1 protein-coding gene is annotated in these 25,236 nt (G+C 76.9%); it reads right to left on the reverse strand.

Annotated elements, in window-relative coordinates:
• Positions 1-37: 37 nt before the first annotated feature.
• Positions 38-25,231, reverse strand: coding sequence for a type I polyketide synthase (locus tag ACWCO8_RS03840; RefSeq protein WP_451030760.1), 25,194 nt, complete (start codon positions 25,229-25,231; stop codon positions 38-40).
• Positions 25,232-25,236: the final 5 nt, after the last annotated feature.

The raw sequence follows: 25,236 nt of genomic DNA on the forward strand, positions 1-25,236 counted from the left end.
TGCGGTCCGTGCCGTGTGTGCGGTCGTGCTCGGTCATCTAGAGGTCCCTCAGCTCCTGGTCGGCGAGGTCGAGCAGCTCGTCGAGGCTGACCTCGTCCAACGCGTCGTCGCCGTGCGCGTCGTCGACCGTGTCGCCGCCGTCGTCCTCCAGCGTCCGCAGCAGCGCGCGCAGCCGGGACCGCACCGCGTCACGGAGCTCCAGGTCGGCGGCCAACTCGGCGGACGCGCCCTCCAGTTCGGCGAGGGTGCTGGTGCGCAACGAGGTCACGGTGACCCGGCCGGGGGTGAGACCGGCCATCAGGTGCGCCGCGAGCGCGGTGGGCGTCGGGTGGTCGAAGATCGTCGTGGCGGGCAGCCGCAGTCCGGCGGCGGCGGAGAGGCGGTTGCGCAGCTCGACCGACATCAGTGAGTCGAAGCCGAGTTGCTGGAAGCCGCGGCCCGGGTCGACGCCCTCGGGCGCCGCATGGCCGAGCACGTCGGCGGTGTGCCGGAGTACGGCGTCGAGCGTGGCCCGCTCCCGTTCGGCGGCGGGCAGCGCGGCGAGCGTCCGCATGAGCGGCTCGGCGGTCTCGGTCACCGGCCGCGCGGGCGCGGGGACCAGGGACCGCAGCACCGGCGGCAGTTCCGCCGCTCGGGCCCGCATCCCCGGCAGGTCGAGGCGTGCGGCGAGCGTGACCGGAGCCCCGCCCCGCGCGACGTCGAACAGGGCCAGGCCCTGCGCGGCGTCGAGCGGCAGCATGCCCGCCCGGGCCGCCCTGCGCGTGTCGACCTGCCCTGCCATGCCCTCGGCCCACGGGCCCCACGCGATCGAGGTCGCGGGCAGGCCCTCGGCCCGCCTGAGCCCCGCGAGGGCGTCGAGGAAGGCGTTGGCGGCGGCGTAGTTGCCCTGGCCGGGCCCGCCGAGCAGGCCCGCGGCGGACGAGAACAGCACGAACGCGTCCAGGTCACGGGTCAGTTCGTGCAGGTGCCAGGCGGCGTCGGCCTTGGGCCGCAGCACCGTGTCGAGCCGGTCCGGGGTGAGCGACTCCACCACACCGTCGTCGAGCACGCCCGCGGCGTGCACCACGGCCGTCACGGGGTGCTCGGGCTCGACGCCCGAGAGCAGGGCGGCCAGGGCCGCCCGGTCGCCGACGTCGCACGCGGCGAACTCGGCGACGGCGCCCGACTCGGCCAGCTCCCGGGCCAGTTCCGGGTGCTGCCCGGACCGGCTGACCAGCAGCAGCCTGCGTACGCCGTGTTCGGCCACGAGGTGGCGGGCCACCAGCGCGCCCAGCGCACCGGTCGCGCCGGTCACGAGGACCGTGCCGCGCGCGCCCAGCGGCGCGGCCGGCTCCGTGGCGGCGGAGCGGACCAGGCGGGCCGCCCGCACGCCGCCGGCACGAACCACGAGCTGCGGCTCGCCCGTCGCGAGGGCGGCGGGCAGGGCCGCGAGCGACGCCGGGGCGTCGTCGGTGTCGACCAGGACGATCCGGCCCGGGTGTTCGGACTGCGCGGCGCGGACCAGGCCCCAGGCGGCGGCTCCCGCCAGGTCGGGCCGCTCGCCGTCGTCGGCCGCCACGGCGCCGCGGGTAAGGACGACCAGACGCGCGTCGGTGGCACGGTCGCCCGTCACCCACGACCGCACCAGCTCCAGCGTGTCGCGCAGGACGTCCCGTACGGCCGACGGCACGTCCCCGGAACTCTTGGCGGGCAGCGGCGCGATCACCACGGCCACGCCCTCGCCGACGGTGTCCGGGCCCTGGTGCTCCTCGACGTCGGCCACCGGGCGCAGCGCGTCGGACAGACCGTGCTCGTCCCCGCCGAGCAGCGCCCAGCGGCCCGGGGTGGCGCCGGTGGCGGCGACGGGCACCCAGTCGAGGTCGAACAGCGCGTCGGCCGCGGTGGGCCCGGCGCGCAGGTCGTCCGGGCCGAGCGGCCGCAGGCGCAGCGACTCGACGGTGACCACCGGGTTGCCGTCGTGGTCCCACGCGTGCAGGGACACCTCGTCCGCGCCGACCGGTGCGAGCCGTACCCGCACCGAGCGGGCGCCCGTGGCGTGCACGGTGACGTCGGTCCAGGAGAACGGCACGCCCTGGGCGCGCAGTTCACCGGCGCCGACCGCGTGCAGCGCCGCGTCCAGGAGCGCCGGATGCACTCCGAAGCCCGCCGGTTCGGCCAGGTCCGGCAGCTCGACCTCGGCGAACACCTCGGCCGTCGCGTCCGTACCGCGCCGCCAGAGCGCGCGCAGGCCGCGGAAGACCGGTCCGTAGCCGAACCCGGCCGTGGCCAGGTCGTCGTAGACGCTGTGGGTCGGCATCGGCTCGGCGCCTGCCGGCGGCCACTCCCGCGCGTCCGGGGCGGGCGCGGGGGCGGGCGCCGCGAGGACGCCGGTCGCGTACCTGGTCCACTCCCGCGCGCCGTCGGCGCGACCGGACACCGTGACCGGCCGCTCGCCGTCGGCGGGCGCGCCGACCTGGACCTGGACGAGCACCGAGCCGTCCGCCGGCAGCACCAGCGGTGCGGCCAGGGTCAGTTCGCGCACCCGGGGCGAGCCGACGTGTCCGCCCGCCGCGACGGCCAGCTCGACGAAGGCGGTCCCGGGCAGCAGGACGCTGCCGAGCACGGCGTGGTCGGCCAGCCAGGGGTGGGTCGCCGCGCCGAGGCGGGCGGTGAGCGTCACACCGTCGGGCGACTCGACGACGGCACCCAGCATCGGATGGTCCGCGACGGCGAGCCCGGCGGCGGAGAGGTCGCCGACGCGCGGCGCCGACTCCAGCCAGTAGCGCGTGCGCCGGAAGGCGGTCGTGGGCAGTTCGACGCGCCGGGCGCCGAGGCCCGCGAAGAACGCCGCCCAGTCCACGTCGGCGCCCCGGTGGTGCAGGGTGCCGAGCGCGGTGACCGCGGCGGGCACCTCCGGCCGTCCGGCGCGCAGCACGGGTACGGCGGCGGCGGTGTCGGGCAGCAGTTGGGCCGCCATCGCGGTGAGCACGGCGTCGGGGCCGAGCTCCACCACGGTGTCCACCCCCGCCGCGTCGAGGGCGCGCACGCCGTCCGCGAAGCGCACGGCGTCCCGCACGTGCCGCACCCAGTAGGCGGCGGTCGCGAACTCCTCGCCGACGACCTCGCCGGTGACCGTGGACACGACGGGAACGCGCGGCTGCCGGAACCCGACGGTCGCGAGGACCTCCGCGAACTCCGCGAGCATGGGTTCCATCAGCGGCGAGTGGAACGCGTGGCCGACCTTCAGCCGCCGTGTCCTGCGCCCCCGTTCGGCCCAGAGCGCGGCCGTGGCGAGGACGGCGTCCTCGGCGCCGGAGACGACGACCGAGGCCGGGCCGTTGACCGCGGCGACGACCGCCCCGGTCACCAGCTCGGCGGCGACCTCGGCCTCGGGTGCCTCGATCGCGGCCATCGCGCCGCCGGCGGGAAGCGCGGCCATCAGGCGGCCCCGCGCGGCGACGACGGTCACCGCGTCGCGCAGCGACCACACGCCCGCCAGGTGGGCGGCGGCCAGCTCGCCGACCGAGTGGCCGAGCAGGAAGTCCGGCGCCACGCCCCAGGAGCCGAGCAGCCGCGCGAGGGCGACCTCGAGCGCGAAGAGCGCGGGCTGGGCGTACGCGGTGTCGTCCAGCCCCTCGCCCGAGACGACGACCTGCCGCAGGGGCCGTTCGAGCTGGGCGTCGAACTCCGCGCACACCTCGGCGTAGGCCTCGGCGAACACCGGGTACGCCGCGGCCAGTTCCTCGCCCGAGCCCGCGCGCTGGGCGCCCTGGCCGGTCAGCAGGAACGCCGTACGGCCGGTGCCCTGCCCGGTGGCAGGACCGCCCCGCGCGGCCAGGCCCGCGAGCAGCTCGGCGCGGGTGCTCGCCACGACCGTGGCCCCGCGTCCGAGGCGTCCCCGGCCGGTGGCGGCGGAGTAGGCGATGTCGAGCGGGGTGAGCGCCGGATCGGCGGTCAGCGCGGCGGCGAGCCGGTCGGCCTGCAGGCGCAGCCCCTCGTCCGTGCGCGCCGACAGCGTCACGGGGACGACGGCGGCCGGCTCCACGGCCGATCCGTCGGTGGCCCCCTCCGTGGGGGTCCGGTTGGGCTCTTCGGCGGGCGGCGTCCGCGGCCCGTCCTGTTCGAGCACCACGTGGGCGTTGGTGCCGCTGAGGCCGAAGGACGACACCGCCGCCCGGCGGGGCCCCTCGCCCTCGGGCCAGGCCCGGGCCTCGGTCAACAGCTCCACCGCGCCCGCCGACCAGTCCACGTGTGTCGACGGCTCGTCGACGTGCAGGGTCTTGGGCAGCACGCCGTGCCGCATGGCCTGCACCATCTTGATCACGCCGGCCACGCCGGCGGCGGCCTGGGTGTGCCCGAGGTTGGACTTCACCGAGCCCAGCCACAGCGGCCGGTCCCGTTCCTGGCCGTACGTGGCGAGCAGGGCCTCGGCCTCGATCGGATCGCCCAGCGACGTGCCGGTGCCGTGGCCCTCGACGGCGTCCACGTCGGAAGGCCGCAGGCCGGCCTCGGCCAGCGCGCTGCGGATGACCCGCTGCTGCGAAGGACCGTTCGGCGCCGTCAGACCGTTGGACGCACCGTCCTGGTTGACCGCCGAGCCGCGTACGACGGCGAGCACGGGGTGGCCGTTGCGGCGCGCGTCGGAGAGCCGCTCGACGAGCAGCATGCCCGCGCCCTCGGCCCAGCCGGTGCCGTCGGCGCCGGTGGAGTAGGACTTGCAGCGGCCGTCGGCGGCGAGGCCGCGCTGCCGGGAGAAGTCGACGAACACGCCCGGGGTCGCCATCACGGTGACACCGCCCGCGAGCGCGAGGTCGCTCTCGCCCGAGCGCAGCGACTGGATGGCCCAGTGCAGCGCGACCAGCGAGGAGGAGCACGCCGTGTCGACCGTCACCGCGGGCCCTTCCAGGCCCAGGGTGTAGGCGACGCGGCCCGAGGCGACGCTGCCCGAGTTGCCGGTGCCGAGGTAGCCCTCGACGCCCGCCGGCAGCGTGCCCACCCCGGCCACGTAGTCGTGGTACATCACTCCCGCGTACACGCCGGTACGGCTGCCGCGCAGCGACGCCGGGTCGATGCCCGCCCGCTCCACGGCCTCCCAGGAGGTCTCCAGGAGCAGCCGCTGCTGCGGGTCCATCGCGAGCGCCTCGCGCGGCGAGATGCCGAAGAAGCCGGCGTCGAACTCGCCCGCGTCGTGCAGGAAGCCGCCCTCGCGGGTGTGGCTGCTGCCGGGCCGGTCGGGGTCGTCGGCGAAGAGCGTCGCGAGGTCCCAGCCGCGGTCGGCGGGGAATCCGGACACGGCGTCGACGCCCGCGGCGACCGTGGCCCACAGCTCGTCGGGCGACGCGATGCCACCGGGGTAGCGGCACGCCATGCCCACGATCGCGATCGGCTCGTCCGCGGGGGCGATCGGTGCCGGGGCCCGTTCGACCGGCGGCGTGGTGCCGAGGAGGCGTTCCAGGAGGTGCGCCGCCAGGGCGGCCGGGGTCGGGTAGTCGAACACGGCGGTGGTGCCGAGGCGCAGGCCGAGCGCGGCGCCGAGCCGGTTGCGCAGCTCCACGGCGGTCAGCGAGTCGAACCCGAGGTCGAGGAACGCGCGGTCGGCGGCGACCGCCGTCGCGGACGCGTGGCCGAGGACCGCTGCCACGTGCTCGCGTACGAGGTCGACGGCGGCGCGCTCCCGCTCGGCCCGGGAGAGGCCGGCGAACCGGTCGGCCCCCTCGCCGGTCCCGGCGCTCGCGGCCCGGCGGGCGGGCTGCCCGACGAGGCCGCGCAGGAGCGGCGGGAGCGCGTCGGCGGCCGCCCGCAGCGCGGGGAGGTCCCAGAGCGCGGCCACGGCCAGGGCGTCGCCGCCGTGGACCGCGGCGTCGAACAGGGCCGTGCCGTCCTCGGCGCCGAGCGGCCGCATGCCCGCGCGGCCGACGCGGCGCACATCGGCGTCCCCGAGGCCCGCGGTCATGCCGCCGCGCGCCTCCCACAGTCCGTACGCGAGGGCCACGCCGGGCAGCCCCTGGGCGCGGCGACGGGCGGCGAGGGTGTCGAGGAAGGCGTTGGCGGCGGCGTAGTTGCCCTGGCCGGGGGCGCCGAGGACGCCGGCGGCCGAGGAGAACAGCACGAACGCGGTCAGGTCGAGGCCCGCCGTCAGTTCGTGCAGATGCCAGGCGGCGTCGACCTTGGGCCGGAGGACCGTCCGTACCCGCTCGGGGGTCAGCGACTCCACGGTCGCGTCGTCGAGGACACCCGCCGCGTGCACCACTCCGGTGAGCGGCGGCTCGATGCCCGCGAGCAGGTCGGCGAGGGCGTCCCGGTCGGCGGCGTCGCAGGACACGACCCGGGCCGTGGTGCCGAGGGCGGCCAGGTCGGCCACGAGCTCGGCGGCGCCGGGGGCGTCCTGGCCGCGGCGGCCCGTCAGGACCAGGTGCCGTACGCCGTGCTCGACGGCGAGGTGGCGGGCGATGACGGCGCCGAGGGTGCCGGTGCCGCCCGTGACGAGCACGGTGCCGTCCTGGTCGAAGGAGGCCGTGGCGGCGGGCGCGGGCAGCGCACGGGCCAGTCGGGGCGCCAGTACGGCCGTACCGCGTACGGCGAGTTGGGCCTCGCCCGTGCGGATCGCGGCGGCCGCGCCGGAGCGGTCGCCGTCCGGGGCCAGGTCCACGAGCGTGAACCGGTCGGGGTGCTCGGACTGGGCCGAGCGCACCAGGCCCCATACGGCGCCGGCCACCGGGTCGGGCGCCTCGTCGGCACCCGCCGCGACGGCGCCGCGCGTGACGAACACCAGGCGCCCGGGGCGGTCCTCGGCGAGCCAGGCCCGGATCCGGGCCAGCGCGTCGACGACGGCCGCGTGCGTCTCGGCCACCGTGTCACCGTCGGGCGTCCCGCCGGGGACGACGAGCTCGGTGACGTCGGAGGCGGCGTCGTCGGAGGCGACGGTGCCGGTCGCCACGGGCGTCCACTCGATCCGGTGCGGTCGCGCGGTCCTACGGGTGGCGGGCGCGTCGGCCACGGGTCGCAGGCGGACGCCCTCGACCGTGACCACCGGCTGCCCGGTGGGGTCGGTGGCGGTCAGCGTGATGCCGCCGCCCTCGGCGGTGAGCCGCACGCGCAGGGCCCGCGCGCCGACGGCGTGCACCCGTGCGCCGGTCCAGGCGAACGGCAGCCGGCCGCGCCCCCAGTCCGCGACCAGGTCGCCGAATCCGAGCGCGTGCAGGGTGGCGTCGAGCAGCGCGGGGTGCACGCCGTACTCGTCGGTCGACCCGGCGTCGTCGGGCAGCGCGACGTCGGCGTACACGGCGCCGTCACGCCCCCATACGGCGCGCAGGCCGCGGAAGACGGGGCCGTAGTCGAAGCCCGCGGCGGCCAGGTCCTCGTAGAGGTCGCCGATCGGGAGCGGTTCGGCGCCCGCGGGCGGCCACTCGGTCAGGGTCTCGGGGGCCGGGCCGCTGTCGGGGGCGAGGACGCCCGCCGCGTGCCGGGTCCAGGCGTGCTCGTCGTCCTCGGGACGCGAGTAGACGCCGATCTGGCGGCGGCCGTCGGCCTCGAGGGCCTCGACCCGGACCTGCAGGCGCACCGCGCCCTGCGCGGGCAGCGGCAGCGGGGCCTCGAGGCCGAGGTCGTCCACGCGGGGGCAGCCGATGTGGCGGCCGGCCGCGAGGGCGAGGTCGAGGAACGCGGTGCCCGGCAGCAGCGCGGGGCCGAGGATGGCGTGGTCGGCCAGCCAGGGGTGGGTGCGCAGCGACAGGCTGCCGGTGAACACGACCGCGTCCGCGCCGGGCAGTTCGACGGCCGCGCCGAGCAGCGGGTGCCCGACGGTGGTCAGGCCGGCGCCCGCGAGGCCCGCCGGGGTGGTCGCGGGCGGCGTGAGCCAGAACCGCGCGTGCTGGAAGGCGTACGTGGGCAGGTCGACGCGGCGGGCGTCCGTGCCCGTGAAGTACGCGGCCCGGTCGACCCGCGCGCCGCCGGCGTGCAGGGCGGCGAGGGCCGCCACGGCGGTCGCGGCACCGGGCCGGCCCGCCCGCTGGACGGGGACGGCGAGGACGTCGTCCACGGTCTCGGCGGTCGGCGCGCTGAGCGCGGCGTCCGGGCCGAGTTCGAGGAACGCCGTGACGCCGGCGGCGCGCGCGGTCCGGACGGCGCCGGAGAACCGTACGGCCTGCCGGGCATTGCGCAGCCAGTAGCCGGGCTCGGTGACGTCGTCGTCGTCGGCCACGGTGGACACGATCGGGACGGTCGGCGCCTCGCTCCGCACCGAGGCCAGGACCTCGGCGAACTCGGCGAGCATCGGCTCCATACGGTGGGAGTGGAAGGCATGACTGACCGTCAACCGCTTGGTCCTGCGCCCCTGTTCGGACCAGTGGTCCGCGACGGCGAGGACCGCCTCCTCGTCGCCGGAGACGACGACCGACGACGGCCCGTTGACCGCCGCGATCCCAGAGCCTTCGACCAGCGTCGGGACGATCTCCTCCTCGGAGGCCTCCACGGCCACCATCGCACCGCCCCCGGGCAGCGCCCCCATCAGCCGCCCACGAGCGGCGACGACGGTCACCGCGTCCCGCAGCGACCACACACCCGCCACATGCGCGGCGACCAGTTCGCCGATCGAATGGCCGATCAGCATGTCCGGGACCACGCCCCAGGATTCGACCAACCGGTAGAGGGCGACCTCGACGGCGAACAGCGCCGGCTGCGCGTACGCCGTGTCGTCCAGACCCTCACCCGAAGCGATCACCTCACGCAACGGACGATCAAGGACTGTGTCGAACTCCGCGCACACGGCGTCGAACGCCTCCGCGAACACCGGGTACGTCGCGGCCAGTTCCTCGCCCATGCCCCGGCGCTGCGCGCCCTGCCCCGTGAACAGGAACGCCGTACGGCCTTCCCTGGCCACCGTCGGCACGGCCGCGTCGAGCGCGGCGAGCAGCTCGTCCGTCCGCTCGCCGACGGCGGCGACCCTGTGCGCCAGCGCGGCCCGGCCCGTGGCCAGGCCGAGACCGATGCCGGCCGGGTCGGCGTCGGGGTGTGCGGTGACGAACGCCCGCAGCCGCTCGACCTGTGCCCGCAGCGCGTCCTCCGTACGCCCGGACACGAGCCAGGGCACCGGTCCGGTCGGCCGCGCGGGGGCGGGGTCGACGGCGGACGACGTGGTGACGGCGACGGCCGGGGCCTCTTCGATGATCACGTGCGCGTTCGTTCCGCTGACGCCGAACGACGAGACGCCCGCCCGGCGCGGCGCGCCGGTCTGCGGCCACTCCCGGGGCTCGGTCAGCAGTTCCACGGCGCCCGCCGACCAGTCGACGTGCGACGACGGCTCGTCGACGTGCAGGGTCCGGGGCAGTTCGCCCGCGTTCAGCGCGAGCACCATCTTGATGACGCCCGCGACGCCCGCGGCGGCCTGGGTGTGGCCGATGTTGGACTTCACCGAACCGAGCCACAGCGGCTCGTCCCGGTCCTGGCCGTAGGTCGCCAGCAGCGCCTGCGCCTCGATCGGGTCGCCGAGGGAGGTGCCGGTGCCGTGGGCCTCGACGGCGTCCACGTCGGACGCCCGCAGCCCGGCGGCGGCCAATGCCGCGCGGATGACCCGCTGCTGCGCGGGGCCGTTGGGCGCGGTGAGGCCGTTCGAGGCGCCGTCGGAGTTCACGGCGGAGCCGCGTACGACCGCGCGCACCGGGTGGCCGAGCCTGAGCGCGTCGGAGAGCCGCTCCACGAGCAGGACGCCCGCGCCCTCGCCCCAGCCGGTGCCGTCGGCCCCGGCGGCGAAGGCCTTGCAGCGCCCGTCGGCCGCGAGGCCGCTCTGCCGGGCGAACTCGGCGAACGCGCCCGGTGTCGCCATGACGGTCACGCCGCCCGCGAGCGCCATCGAGCACTCGCCCGAGCGCAGCGCCTGGATCGCCCAGTGCAGCGCCACCAGCGACGACGAGCACGCGGTGTCCACGGTGACGGCGGGGCCCTGGAGGCCGAGCGCGTAGGCGACGCGACCGGAGAGCACGCTGGCCGAGTTGCCGGTGCCGATGTGGCCCTCGTGCGCCTCGGTGACTCCGCCGAGCAGGGCCGCGTAGTCCTGCCCGTTGGTGCCGAGGAAGACGCCGACCGAGGTGCCGCGGGCCCCGTGCGGGTCGAGGCCCGCGCGCTCGAAGGCCTCCCACGCCGTCTCGAGGGCGAGCCGCTGCTGCGGGTCCATCACGAGGGCCTCGCGCGGCGAGATGCCGAAGAAGTCGGCGTCGAACCCGGCGGCGTCGGTGAGGAAGCCGCCCTCGGCGTAGGCGTCGGCGGTCTCCCAGCCCCGGTCGGCGGGGATCGGGCCGACGGCGTCGACGCCGTCGGCGAGCAGCCGCCAGAGGTCCTCCGGCGACTCGACGCCGCCGGGGAACCGGCAGGCCAGGCCGACGATGGCGATCGGCTCGTCCAGGTCCACGGACATGGACATGGACGCAGACCCCGGCATGGACCCGGACGGGGACGCCGACGCCACGGTGGCCGGGGCCAGGAGCGCGAGGACGTGCGCGGCCAGGGCGCGGGCGGTCGGGTGGTCGAAGACGGCGGTCGTGGCGAGCGACGCGCCCGTCGCGGCCGTGAGCCGGTTGCGCAGCTGGACGGCGGCGAGCGAGTCGAAGCCGAGGTCGCGGAAGGCGGCGTCGGGGTCGACGTCGGCGCCGCCCGCGTGGCCGAGGACGGCGGTGACGTGCGCGCGGACCAGTTCGAGCGCGGCCCGCTCACGGTCGGGGCCGAGGAGCTCCGCGGCCGGCTCGACCGGTGCGGGTGCGGCCAGTTCGGCCAGCAGGGGTGCGGCCGCGAAGCGGTCCCAGTCGGCATCGGCCACGACGAGGTGTGCGTCGTCGCCGCCCACCGCGAGGTCGAGCGCGACGAGGGCGCGGTCGGGGTCGAGCGGGGTCAGGCCGGCGCGGCGCATCCGGCCGGCGGCGGCCGCGTCGAGCATCCCGCCGCCCGCCCACGGGCCCCATGCCACGGCGGTGCCGGGCAGGCCGAGGGCGCGACGGTGGACCGCGAGCGCGTCCAGCACGGCGTTCGCGGCGGCGTAGGCGCCCTGACCCAGGTTGCCGAGGGTGCCCGCGAGCGAGGAGAACAGCACGAACGCGTCGAGATCGAGACCGGCGGTCGCCGTGTGGAGCGCGAGGGCGGCGTCCGCCTTGGCGCGCAGCACGGCGGCGACGCGGTCGGGGGTGAGGGTGTCCAGCGGCGCGTCGTCCAGGACGCCGGCGGCGTGGACGACGGCGGTCAGCGGTTCGTCCTCGGACAACCGGTCCAGCAGGGCGGCCAGTTCGGCCGGGTCGCCGGCATCGCAGGCGGCGAGGGTCACCCGGGCGCCCGCGGCCTCGACGGAGCGGACCAGTTCGTCCGCGCCCTCGGCGGCGGGGCCGCGCCTGCTGACGAGCAGCAGGTGGGCGGCGCCGCGCTCGGCGAGGCCCCGGGCGACGTGGCCGCCGAGCGCGCCGGTGCCGCCGGTGACCAGGACCGTGCCCCGGGGGTGCCACTCGTGGCGGGGGCTGTCGGCGGCGCGGACGAGACGGGCGGCGAAGGTGACGCTCGCGCGGACCGCGCACTCGTTCTCGGTGCCCACGAGGACGGTGGCGAGGCGTCGTCGGGCGCGCTCGTCGAGGGCGCCCGGCAGGTCGACCAGGCCGCCCCAGCGGTCCGGGGCCTCCAGGCGGACCACCCGGCCGAGCCCCCACACGCCCGCCGCGGCGACGGCGGTGTCCGGGATCGCGTCCCAGGAGCCCACGGAGACGGAGCCCGAGGTGGCGCACCACAGCGGCGCGCCCACCCCGGCGTCTCCCAGGGCCTGGACGAGGGTGAGGGTGGCCCGTACCGGGTCGGCGGAGAGGGCGAGCAGCGAGAGCACTCCGGCGACGTCGGGCGTGTCGAGGAGGGCCGCGACGGTCGCGCGGTCGGCGCCTTCGGGCAGTTCGACGTACGTGACGTCGGCGCCGTGCTCGCGCAGCGCGGCGGTGCAGTCGGCGGCGAGCGGCAGGTCGCCCGCGGGGGCGACGAGCAGCCAGCGGCCGGTCGGCGTCGCGTGGGACCGGTCGGCCGACGGCGTCCACCGGACCCGGTGGCGCAAGGCGTCCACGGCGGCGGCGGTACGGTCCCGGTCACGCCAGTTCGACAGGGCGGGCAGCAGCGCGTCGAGGCCCGCGTCGGCGGCGACGCCGAGCAGGTCGGCGACGTCGCCGCGTTCGACGGCGGCCCAGAACGCGTCGTCCGCGAGGGCTTCCCGCGGCGCCGGGACGTCGAGCCAGTAGCGCGTGCGCTCGAAGGCGGTGGTCGGCGGGTCGACCCACAGTCCGCCCGTGTCCGCGAAGAACGCGGACCAGTCGACCGGGACGCCCTCGGCGTGCAGGCGGGCCAGTGCGGCGACGGCCGTACGCTCGCCGGGCCTGCCGTCGCGCTGGGCGGCGACGGCCACGGCGTCCGCGCCCGCGTCGGCGGCGACCAGGCCGGACAGCACGGCGTCGGGGCCGAGTTCGAGGAAGAGGGTGGTGCCCGCCTCGGCGGCGGTCCGCACGGCGTCGGAGAACCGTACGGCCTCGCGGACGTTGCGCAGCCAATGGCCGGGCTCGGTGAGGTCACCCCCACCGGGCACCGTCGACAGGACCGGGATGCTCGGCGCGGCGAAGCCCACCGACTCCAGGACCTGCGCGAACTCCGCGAGCATCGGCTCCATCAGATGCGAGTGGAAGGCATGGCTGACCGTCAGACGCCGTGTCCTGCGGCCCTGTTCGGACCAGCGGGCCACGACGGCGAGGACCGCGTCCTCGTCGCCGGAGACGACGACCGCCGACGGCCCGTTGACCGCCGCGATCCCCGCGCCCTCGACGAGCGTCGGAGCGACCTCCTCCTCGGAGGCCTCCACGGCCACCATCGCACCGCCCTCGGGCAGCGCCCCCATGAGCCGGCCCCGCGCGGCGACGACGGTCACCGCGTCGCGCAGGGACCACACGCCCGCTACGTACGCGGCCGCCAACTCGCCGACCGAGTGGCCGATCAGGAAGTCCGGACGTACGCCCCAGGACTCGAAGAGGCGGAAGAGGGCGACCTCGACCGCGAACAGCGCGGGCTGCGCGTACTCCGTGTCGTCCAGACCCTCGCCCGAGGCGATCACCTCGCGCAGCGGGCGGTCGAGCACCGCGTCGAACTCGGCGCACACCTGGTCGAAGGCGTCGGCGAACACCGGATGCGCGGCCGCCAGCTCCTCGCCCATGCCGATCCGTTGACCGCCCTGCCCGGTGAACAGGAGCGTGGTGACCGCGTCCGCGCGGGCCCGCGCGGACTCGACGTGCGCGGCGGGCCGGTCGGCCGCCAGGGCGGCCAGGCCGTCGGCGAACTCGCCCCGGTCGGCGCCGACGACGACCGCGCGGTGCGGGAGCGCGGCCCGGCCGGTGGCCAGCGAGAAGCCGGTCGCCACGACGTCGGTGTCGTCGCGGACCCAGTCCAGGATCCGCGCGGCCTGGGCCCGCAGTCCGGTCGCGGTACGGGCCGAAAGGACCCACGGCACGGCCGCCGGGGCCCGCGCGGGCTCCGGGGCCTCGGGGACGTCCGGTGCGGCCTCCAGAACGACGTGCGCGTTGGTTCCGCTGACGCCGAACGAGGAGACGCCCGCCCGGCGCGGCGCGCCGGTCTCGGGCCACTCCCGTGCGTCGGTCAGCAGCTCGACCGCGCCCGCCGACCAGTCGACGTGCGACGACGGCTCGTCCACGTGCAGCGTCTTGGGCAGCACGCCGTGCCGCATCGCCTCGACGGCCTTGATCACGCCCGCCATGCCGGCGGCGGCCTGGGTGTGCCCCAGGTTCGACTTGACCGAGCCGAGCCACAGCGGCCGGTCCTGGCCCCTGTCCTGCCCGTAGGTGGCGAGGATCGCCTGGGCCTCGATCGGGTCGCCCAGCGTCGTGCCCGTTCCGTGCCCCTCGATCAGGTCCACGTCGCCCGCGGTGAGTCCGGCGTCGGCGAGGGCGCTGCGGATGACCCGCTGCTGCGACGGGCCGTTCGGTGCCGTGAGGCCGTTGGACGCGCCGTCCTGGTTGACGGCGGAGCCGCGGACGACGGCGAGGACGCGGTGGCCGTTGCGTTGCGCGTCGGAGAGCCGCTCGACGAGCAGCATGCCGACGCCCTCGGACCAGCTCGCGCCGTCGGCGGCGTCCGCGAAGGACTTGCAGCGGCCGTCGGGCGCGAGGCCGCGCTGCCGCGAGAACTCGACGAACGTGCCGGGGGTGGCCATCACCGCGACACCGCCCGCGAGCGCGAGGTCGCACTCGCCGGAGCGCAGCGCGCGGGTCGCCCAGTGCAGGGCGACCAGGGAGGACGAGCACGCGGTGTCGACGGTGACCGCCGGGCCCTCGAGCCCGAGGGTGTAGGCGATGCGGCCGGACGCGACGCTGCCGGAGTTGCCCATGCCGAGGTAGCCCTCGAGGCCCTCGGGAGTCGCGCCGAGCCGCGCCGCGTAGTCGTGGTACATCATTCCGGCGAAGACGCCCGTCCGGCTGCCGTGCAGCGCGGTGGGGTCGATGCCCGCCCGCTCCACGGCCTCCCACGCCGTCTCCAGAAGGAGCCGCTGCTGCGGGTCCATCGCCAGCGCCTCGCGGGGCGAGATGCCGAAGAAGCCGGCGTCGAACTCGCCCGCGTCGGCGAGGAAGCCGCCCTCGCGGGTGTAGCTCGTGCCTTCGTGGTCCGGGTCGGCGTGGTAGAGCGCGTCGAGGTCCCAGCCTCGGTCGGCGGGGAAGCCGGAGATGACGTCGCGGCCCTCGGCGACGACGCGCCACAGGTCCTCCGGCGACGCCACGCCGCCGGGGAACCGGCAGGCCATGCCGACGATGGCGATCGGCTCGTCCACCCGCGCGAGGGCGGTCGGTGCCGTGGGTCCTTCGGCGGCGGCGCCGAGCAGCTCGGCGAGGATGTGCCGGGCGAGGGCGGCGGGTGTCGGGTGGTCGAAGACCGTCGTGGCGGGCAGCCGCAGGCCGGTGGCCGTGCCGAGCCGGTTGCGCAACTCCACGGCGGTCAGCGAGTCGAAGCCGAATTCGAGGAACGGCCGGTCGGCGGCGACGGCGTCGGCCGAGCCGTGCCCGAGCACGGCGGCGGCCTGACCGCGCACCAGCTCCAGTACGGTCCGGGTGCGTTCGGCGGTCGGCTGGGCGGCGAGGCGCTCGCGCAGCCCGCCCGGGTCCCCGTCGCGGGCGACCCGGCGGCGCGGCGCGCCCGCGAGGCCGCGCAGGGCCGCGGGCAGACGGGTGCCCTGGTCGCGCAGGGCGGCCGGGTCGAGCCGGGCGGCGACGGTCGGTCCGCCGCCCGTGACGGCCGTGTCGAACAGCGCCAGGCCTCGGTCGGCCGGCAGCGGCAGGACGCCGCCGCGCGCCATGCGCGAGGTGTCGGCGCGGCCCGTCATGGCGCTGGCCGGGGCCCACAGACCCCAGGCGATCGACACGCCGGGCAGGCCGAGGGTCCTGCGGTGCTCGGCGAGCGCGTCGAGGTAGGCGTTGGCGGCGGAGTAGTTGCCCTGGCCGGGGCCGCCGAGGACGCCCGCGAGGGACGAGAAGAGGACGAAGGAGCGAAGGCCGAGCTCCGCCGTCAGCTCGTGCAGGTGCCAGGCGGCGTCGACCTTGGGACGGAGCACCGCGTCCACCCGCTCGGGGGTGAGGGACTCCACGGTCGCGTCGTCCAGGACGCCCGCCGCGTGGACGACACCGGTGACCGGGTGCGCGGCCAGCACCTGGGCGAGGGCGTCGCGGTCGGCGGCGTCGCAGGCGGCGAAGGAGACCCGGGCGCCCAGCGCGGTCAGTTCGGCGACCAGGTCGGCGGCGCCGGGCGCCTCCGCGCCCCGCCTGCCGACCAGGACGAGGCCGCCCACGCCGTGCGCGGTCACCAGGTGCCGGGCGACGAGGCCGCCGAGGGTGCCGCCCGCGCCGGTGACGAGGACGGTGTCGTCCGGTCCGAAGGGGACGGTCCCGGTCTCGTCGGAGGCAGGGGTGCGGGCCAGGCGCGGGACGAACAGCTCGCCCGCGCGCACGGCGACCCGCGGCTCGTCGGCCAGGGCCGCCGCGGTCGGCACGGCCCGCGAGGAATCGGCGTGCTCGTCGATCTCGACATGACCGAACCGGCCGGGGTGCTCGGCCTGGGCCGCACGCAGCAGACCGCCGACGGCGGCACCCACCAGGTCCGTGGCGCGGGTGACGACGACGAGGCGCTCGGGCCTGTCGTCGGCGATCCAGCGCTGGACCTCGGCGAGCAGTTCGTGCACGGTCCGGCGGACGTCGTCGGGTTCGCCGGACCTGTCGGCCTCGTCGAGGCGCAGCAGTACGACGCCGGCATCGGCGGGGGCTCCGGCCGCTCCGGATGCTTCGGGCGTTCCGGCTGTCCCGGCCGCTTCCGGGGTGGACACCGGGAGCCAGTCGAGGTGCAGAAGGGGGTCGCCCGCCGTGCGGGCCGCGGCGACCTGCGCGGCGGTGACGGCACGCAGCCGCAGCGCCTCGACGCCCGCGACGGGCGCGCCGGTGCCGTCGGCCAGGTCGACCGACACGGCGTCACCGCCCAGGGCGGCCAGCCGGACCCGCACCGCGCGGGCACCGACGGCGTACACGCGCATGCCCTGCCACGCGAACGGCAGCCCGCCCGTGCCGACCAGACCGCCGAGGCCGATCGGGTGGAGGGCGGCGTCGAGCAGGGCGGGGTGCAGCAGGAAGCCCGCCGGGTCCTCCGACTCCAGCTCGACCTCGGCGAACACCTCGCCGCGCTGTCCGGTCCCGCGCCGCCACGCGGCGCGCACGCCCCGGAAGACGGGGCCGTAGTCGAGACCGCGGTCGGCCAGGTCGGCGTAGAGCTCCGACACGTCGACCGGCTCGGCGCCGGTGGGCGGCCACTCGGTGAGCGGCATACCGGTGTCGTTGCCCGTGGGCGCGAGGACGCCGGTGGCGTGCCGCGTCCACGGGCCGTCGTCGCCGACGAGGCGTGTGTGGACGCCGACGGCACGGCGGCCGTCGGACTCGGCAGGGCCCACCCGGACCTGGAGCTGGACGGTGCCGTGCTCGGGCAGCGCCAGCGGCTCGCCGATCACGAGCTCGTCGAGCACTCCGCAACCGAGCCGGTCGCCCGCGGCGAGCACGATCTCGGCCACCGCGGCGCCGGGCAGCAGCACGGCGCCGAGGACGACGTGGTCGGCCGACCACGCGGGCGTGCCCGGGGCGAGACGCCCGGTGAGGACGAGTCCGCCGTCCTCGGCGAGGTCGACGGCCGCGCCGAGCAAGGGGTGCCCGGCGGCGGCGAGACCGGCGCTCGCGAGGTCGCCCAGGGCGGGCCCGGTCGGCGCGAGCCAGAAGCGTTCGCGCTGGAAGGCGTACGTCGGCAGGTCGACGGCCCGCGCGCCCGTACCGGCGTGGAAGGCGGCCCAGTCGACCCGTACACCGCCGACATGGGCCTCGGCCAGGTGGCCGAGGAGAGTCGCCACTCCGCCCTGGTCCCGCCGGAGCGAGCCCACGACCACGGCGGTCGCGTCGGCCGCCTCGACCGTCTCCTGCGTGCCGACGGTCAGCACCGGATGCGGGCTGACCTCGACGAAGCCCCGGTAGCCCTGGGCGAGAAGACCCGCCACGGCGTCGGCGTACCGCACCGGCTCCCGCAGGTTGCGGAACCAGTACTCGGCGTCCAGCGCCGTGCCCCCGATCCAGTCGCCCGTCAGCGTCGAGAACAGCGGGACGGCTCCGGCCGTGGGGGCGACGTCGGCGAGGTCGGCGAGCAGCCGCTCACGCAGTACGTCGACGTGGGCCGAGTGGGACGCGTAGTCCACCGGGATCCGCCGCGTCCGCGCACCATCGGCCGCGCAGGCCGCCGTCAGCTCGTCCAGCGCGTCCGGATCACCCGACACGACGGTCGCGGCGGGTCCGTTGAGCGCCGCGATCGAGACACGACCGGCCCACGGAGCGATCCGCTCGGCCACGTCGTCGGCCGACAGCGCGACCGACAACATCCCGCCCCGACCGGCCAACACCTCACCGATGACCTTCGACCGCAAAGCCACGACCCGCGCGCCGTCGGACAGCGACAACGCCCCCGCCACGCACGCGGCCGCGATCTCGCCCTGCGAGTGCCCCACCACCGCCGACGGCACCACACCATGCGAACGCCACACCTCGGCCAGCGACACCATCACAGCCCACAACACGGGCTGCACCACATCGACCCGGTCCAGGCCGGGGGCTCCCTCGGCCTCCCGCAACACGTCCAGCAGCGACCACTCGACGAACGGGGACAGCGCGGCGGCACACTCCGCCATCCGCGCGGCGAACACCGGTGACGTATCGAGGAGTTCCGCCCCCATGCCCACCCACTGCGAACCCTGACCGGGGAAGACGAACGCCACCCGGCCGTCGCCGCCCGCGAGACCCCGCACCACACCCGGCGCCTCAGCACCCGTTGCCAGCGCGGAAAGACCGGCCAACAGCTCCGCCCGGTCCCCACCCAGAACCACACCACGATGCCCCAGCACCGAACGCGTCGTCCCCAGCGCGAACGCCACATCACGCGGATCGGCCTCAAGCGCAGAGCCGTGCGCGGCCAGACGCTCCGCCTGCGCACGCAGACCCTCCGCCGAATCGGCCGAGAGGATCCAGGGAAGGACCGGCAGATCCCTCTCCGCCGGCCGGGCCGCGGGTTCGGCCGCGACCGGGGGCTCTTCCAGAACGACGTGCGCGTTCGTGCCGCTGACGCCGAACGACGACACACCCGCCCGACGCGGAGCACCCGTCTCCGGCCACTCCCGCGACTCCGTCAACAACTCCACCGCGCCCGCCGACCAGTCCACGTGCGGCGACGGCTCATCCACATGCAGCGTCCGCGGCAGCACACCGTGCCGCATCGCCTGCACCATCTTGATCACACCCGCCACACCCGCAGCAGCCTGCGCATGGCCGATGTTCGACTTCACCGAACCGAGCAACAACGGCCGCTCACGACCCTGCCCGTAGGTCGCGAGCAGGGCCTGCGCCTCGATCGGGTCACCCAGCGTCGTGCCGGTGCCGTGGGCCTCCACGGCGTCCACGTCCGAGGACGCGAGACCCGCGTCCGCCAGCGCGCGACCGATGACCCGCTGCTGCGAGGGGCCGTTCGGGGCGGTCAGGCCGTTGGAGGCGCCGTCCTGGTTGACGGCGCTGCCGCGCACGAGCGCGAGGACGGGGTGGCCGTTGCGGCGGGCGTCGGACAGCCGCTCGACGAGGAGCACGCCCGCGCCCTCGGCCCAGCCGACGCCGTCGGCCGAGGCCGCGAACGACTTGCACCGGCCGTCCGGGGAGAGGCCGCGCTGCCGCGAGAACTCCACGAACGTGCCGGGGGTGGCCATCACCGTGACGCCGCCCGCCAGTGCCATCGAGCACTCGCCCGACCGCAGCGCCTGGATCGCCCAGTGCAGCGCGACCAGGGACGACGAGCACGCCGTGTCGACCGTGACCGCGGGGCCCTCGAGGCCCATGGTGTAGGCGACGCGGCCGGACAGCACGCTGCCCGCCGTACCGAGGCCGAGGTAGCCCTCGACGCCCTCGGGCAGCGTGCCCGCGCCGCTGCCGTAGTCGTGGTACATCAGGCCGGCGAAGACGCCCGTGGCACTGCCGCGCAGGGTCGCGGGGTCCAGGCCCGCGCGCTCGATCGCCTCCCAGGAGGTCTCCAGGAGCAGGCGCTGCTGCGGGTCCATCGCGAGGGCCTCGCGCGGCGAGATGCCGAAGAAGCCCGCGTCGAACTCGGCGGCGTCGAGCAGGAAGCCGCCCTCACGGGTGTAGCTGGTGCCCGCGCGGGACTGGTCGGGGTCGTACACGCCGCCGAGGTCCCAGCCCCGGTCCTCGGGGAAGCCGGTGACGGCGTCGGTGCCGTCGAGGACGAGCCGCCAGAGGTCTTCGGGGGACGCGACGCCGCCGGGGTAGCGGCAGGCCATGCCGACGATCGCGATGGGCTCGTCGACCGGGGCGACGGCCGTCAGGACCCGCGGTGCCCCTTGGCCCGTCCCGAGCGTCTCGGCGAGCAGGTGGTCCGCCAGGGCGGTGGGCGTGGGGTGGTCGAAGGTGACGGTCGCGGCGAGCCGCAGGCCCGTCGCGGCACCGAGCCGGTTGCGCAGCTCGACGGCGGTCAGCGAGTCGAAGCCCAGCTGCAGGAAGGCCCGGTCGGCCGCGATCGCGTCGGAGCCCGCGTGGCCGAGCACGGCCGCCGCGTTCTCGCGGACGAGCTCCAGCGCCGCGCGGCGCCGGTCGGCCTCGGGGAGCGCGGCGAGCCGGTCGGCGAAGTCGCCGGTGCGTGCGGCGGCCGCGGTACGGCGGTCGGGGGCGGGGACGAGACCCCGCAGGACGGCGGGCAAAAGACCGTGCTGCGCCCGCAGTACGGGAAGGTCCAGGCGCGCGGCGACGGTCAGGGAGGCGGGGGCGGCGCAGGCCGCGTCGAACAGGGCGAGGCCGTCGGCGGGCGGCAGCGGGGCGACGCCGCCACGGGCGAGGCGGGCCGTGTCGACGCGGTCGAGGCCGCCCGCCATGCCGTCGGACCACGGACCCCAGCCGATCGAGGTGGCCGGCAGGCCGAGGGCGCGCCGGTGGGCGGCGAGGGCGTCGAGGAAGGCGTTGGCGGCGGCGTAGTTGCCCTGTCCGGGGCTGCCGACGGTGGCGGCGAGCGAGGAGAACAGGACGAACGCGCTCAGGTCGAGGCCGGCGGTCAGCTCGTGCAGATGCCAGGCGGCGTCGGCCTTCGGGCGGAGCACGGTGTCGAGCCGCTCGGGGGTCAGGGACTCCACCGTGGCGTCGTCGAGCAGGCCCGCCGCGTGGACGACGGCGGTCAGGGGGCGCTCGGCGGGGATGCCCGCGACGGCGCCCGCGAGGGCGTCACGGTCCGTCACGTCGCAGGCGACGACGTCGGCGGTGGCGCCGAGCGCCGCGAGTTCGGCCACCAGCTCGGTGGCGCCGGGCGCGTCGGCGCCGCGCCTGCCGAGCAGCAGGAGCCCGCGTACGCCGTGGTGTTCGACCAGGTGCCGGGCGACGAGCCGGCCCAGCGCACCGGTTCCGCCGGTGACGAGGACGGTGCCGTCGAAGCCGAGGGTGCCGGTGCCGTCCGCCGGTACGGCGGCCCGGGCGAGCCGGGGAACGCGCAGGGCTCCGCCCCGTACCGCGAGTTGGGGTTCGCCGGTGGCGAGCGCGCCGGGGAGGGCGGCGGCGGCTTCGGGGGTGTCCAGGTCGATCAGGACGACCCGGCCGGGGTGTTCGGACTGGACGCTGCGGAGCAGACCCCACACGGCGGCGCCGGCCAGGTCGGGCACGGTGTCGCCCTGGTCGGCGGCGACCGAGCCGTGTGTCACGACGACGAGCGGGACGTCCGTACGGTCCTGGGCCAGCCAGGTGCGGACGAGCGCGAGGGCCTCGTGCGTGGCGGCCCGCACCGCGTCGGGAACGGACCCGGCCGTGGCCCCGGAGACGGAGACCACGACGGCGTCCGTGCCGGTCGCGTCGAGGGTGTCGCGGGTGGCGACGGTGGCGAGGTCTCCGGTGGTGGCCTCGGCGCCCGCGTCGGTCAGCGCGGCCGCGATGCCGTCCGCGTCGGCGCCGAGGACGGTCCAGCGGGTGGCGGTCGACCGCCCGGCAGGGCGCGGCTCCCACTGCACGCGGTGCAGGGCGTCCGCGCTCGTGCTGCCGCCGACCTCGACGGCGGGGCGCAGCCTGAGGTCGGCCACGGTGGCGACCGGCCGGCCCTCGGCGTCGGCCATGGTGACCGCGACGGCGTCCGGTCCCGTGGGCGTCAGCCGCACGCGGAGGGACCGCGCGCCGACGGCGTGCAGCCGCACACCGGTCCAGGTGAACGGCAGTCCGCCGCGCTCCACCACGCCGCCGAGGCCGAGGGCGTGCAGGGCGGCGTCGAAGAGGGCCGGGTGCAGGCCGAATCCCGCCTCGTCGGTGCCGTCGGGCAGGTCGACCTCGGCGAGCAGCGCACCGTCGTGGCGCCAGGCGGCGCGCACGCCCCGGAAGGCGGGGCCGTAGCCGAAACCGGCGGCGGCGAGGTCGTCGTAGAGCGCGTCGACGGCGACCGGCTCCGCGCCGGCGGGCGGCCACGTCGCGAGGACGGCGGCGGGCTCGGGGTCGGCGGGGGCGAGCGTGCCGGTCGCGTGGCGGGTCCAGCCGGTGCCGTCGGCGGGGGCGTCGTCGGGCCGGGAGTGGATCGTGACCGCGCGCAGGCCGTCGCGGTCCGGGGAGTCGACGCGTACCCGCAGCCGGACGGTGCCGGAGCCGTGCAGGGCCAGCGGGGCGGTCAGCACGAGTTCGGTGACCGTGCCGCAGCCGATCCGGTCGCCGGCGGCGGCGGCGAGTTCGGCGAACGCGGTGCCGGGGACCAGGGGCGTGCCGAGGACGGCGTGATCGGCCAGCCACGGGTGGGTACGGAGGGAGAACGTACCGGTGAACACCACGGCGCCCGGGGCGTCCGGCCGGTCGGAGTCGGCGGAGTCCTCGGCGGGCAGCTCCACGGCGGCCCGCAGCAGCGGGTGGCCGGCGGCGGCGAGCCCCGCGGTGCCGAGGTCGTCGGCGGGCTCGGCGGCCAGCCAGTAGCGCTCGTGCTGGAAGGCGTACGTCGGCAGGTCGACGGGGCGCGTGCCGGGGCCGAGGAAGGCCGCCCAGTCCACGGGTCCGCCGTGGGCGTGCACGCGGGCGAGCGCGGTGACCAGGGTCTCGGCCTCGGGCCTGTCGGCGCGGGCGGCGGCCACGGCGAGGACCTCGGGCCGGTCGGAGTCCTCCGGCAGGGCGTCGGCGACCAGCGCGCTGAGCACCGCGTCCGGGCCGACCTCGACGAAGGTGTCCGTGCCGTCGTCGGCCAATGCGCGGACTCCGTCGGCGAAGCGGACCGTGTCGCGGACGTTGCGCACCCAGTACTCGGGGTCGCACAGCTCCTCGCCCACCGGCGCTCCGGTCACGGCGGAGACGAACGGCACCCGGGGCGGGGTGAACGTCACCGCTCCCAGGACCTGCCGGAAGCGGTCGAGGACCGGCTCCATCCGGTGCGAGTGGAACGCGTGGCTGACCCGCAGCCGCCGCGTCTTGCGGCCGAGCGCGGCGAACCGTTCGGCGGCGGCGAGCACGGCGTCCTCGTCGCCCGAGAGCACGACCGACGCGGGCCCGTTCACGGCGGCGAGGGCCACGGCCGGGCCGAGGTCGTCCGCGACCTCGGCCTCGCTCGCCTGGACGGCGACCATCGCGCCGCCCGTGGGCAGCGCCTGCATGAGCCTGCCGCGCGCGGCGACCACGAGGACGGCGTTCCGCAGCGACAGCGCACCCGCGACGTGGGCGGCGGCCAGCTCGCCGACGGAGTGACCGAGGACGAGGTCGGGACGGAGGCCCCACGAGTCGAGGAGCGCGGACAGCGCGACCTCGAAGGCGAACACGGCCGCCTGCGCGTACACGGTCTGTTCGAGGGCGTCGCCGCCCTCGGCCACGACCTCGCGCAGCGGCCGGGGCAGTACGGCCTCGAACTCGGCGCACACCTCGGCCCAGGCGGCGGCGAACGCGGGGTACGCGGTGGCCAGTTCCTCGCCCATGCCCGCACGCTGCGAGCCCTGTCCGGTGAAGAGCATCGCCACGGTGCGGTCGGGCCGCGCCTCGCCCGCGACGGCGGTGGGCGCCCCGGCCGCGAGCGCGGCGAGACCGGCCACCAGCCGCTCGCGGTCGGCCCCGACGACGGCCGCGCGGAAGGGCAGCGCGGCGCGCTCGGTGGCCAACGCCGAGGCGATGTCCAGGGGTTCGGCGTCGTCGGGGAGGCCGGCCGCCAGCCGCTCGGCCTGCGCGCGGAGCGCGGCCGGGGTGTGACCGGACAGCAGCCACGGCAGACTCGGGTGCACGAGCCGCCCGGACTCGGGAGCGTCCTCGGGCTCACCGGTGGGCTCGGGGGCCTGCTCCAGGACGACGTGGGCGTTGGTGCCGCTCACGCCGAACGCGGAGACCGCCGAGCGGCGCGGGGCGCCGGTCGCGGGCCAGGCGCGGCCCTCGGTCAGCAGCTCGACCGCCCCCGCCGACCAGTCGACCTGTGGCGTCGGCCCTGTGACGTGCAGGGTCTTGGGCGCCACGCCGCGCCGCATGGCCTCGACCATCTTGATGACACCCGCGACGCCCGCCGCGGCCTGCGTGTGCCCGAGGTTGGACTTGACCGAGCCGAGCAGCAGCGGCCGCTCCCGCTCCTGCCCGTAGGTCGCCAGCAGCGCCTGGGCCTCGATCGGGTCGCCGAGCCGGGTGCCGGTGCCGTGTCCCTCCACGACGTCCACGTCGGAGGGCGAGAGCCGGGCGTCGGCGAGCGCCTGCCGGATGACCCGCTGCTGCGAGGGGCCGTTGGGCGCGGTCAGCCCGCTGCTCGCGCCGTCGGAGTTGACGGCGGAGCCGCGGACGACGGCGAGGACGCGGTGGCCGTTGCGGCGCGCGTCGGAGAGCCGCTCCAGGAGCAGGACGCCGACGCCCTCGCCCCAGCCGGTGCCGTCCGCGTCGGCCGAGTACGCCTTGCACCGGCCGTCGGTCGCGAGGCCGCGCTGCCGGGAGAACTCGACGAACACGCCGGGCGTGGCCATGACGGTCACTCCGGCCGCGAGGGCCATCGTGCACTCGCCCGCCCGCAGCGACCGCACCGCCCAGTGCAGGGCCACCAGGGACGAGGAGCAGGCGGTGTCGACGGTGACCGCCGGGCCCTCAAGGCCCAGGGCGTAGGCGACGCGGCCGGAGACGACGGCGGTCGCGGCTCCGGTCACGAGATAGCCCTCGGCGTCCTCGGGGGCGCGGGCGCCGAGGCCGTAGCCCTGGCCCCAGGTGCCGGCGAACACGCCGGTGCGGCTGCCGCGTTGGGTGTGCGGGTCGATGCCCGCCCGCTCGTACGCCTCCCAGGAGGTCTCCAGGAGCAGCCGCTGCTGGGGGTCCATGGCGTGCGCCTCGCGCGGCGAGATGCCGAAGAAGGCCGGGTCGAAGTCGGCCGCTCCGGTGAGGAATCCGCCCCGGTCGGTGTAACTGCGGCCGGAGCGCTCGGGGTCGGGGTCGTGCACGTCGAGGTCCCAGCCCCGGTCCTCGGGGAAGCCCGACACCAGGTCCGTACCCGCCTCGACGGCGTCCCACAGCTGCTCGGGGGAGCTTATGCCGCCGGGGAAACGGCAGGCGGTGCCGACGATCGCGATCGGCTCGGACGCCGCGTCGACGAGCGTGCGGTTGCGCTGCCGCAGCCGCTCGGCCTCACGCAGGGATCCGCGCAGCGCAGAGACGAGTTCCTCGTTGTTGGTGCTCATTGGTG

The organism is Streptomyces sp. NPDC001927 (assembly GCF_053594455.1).

What these genes read in the sequence shown, in the direction of transcription:
- ACWCO8_RS03840 (WP_451030760.1), bottom strand. Translation starts at nt 25,231, where the DNA reads ATGAGCACCAACAACGAGGAACTCGTCTCTGCGCTGCGCGGATCCCTG.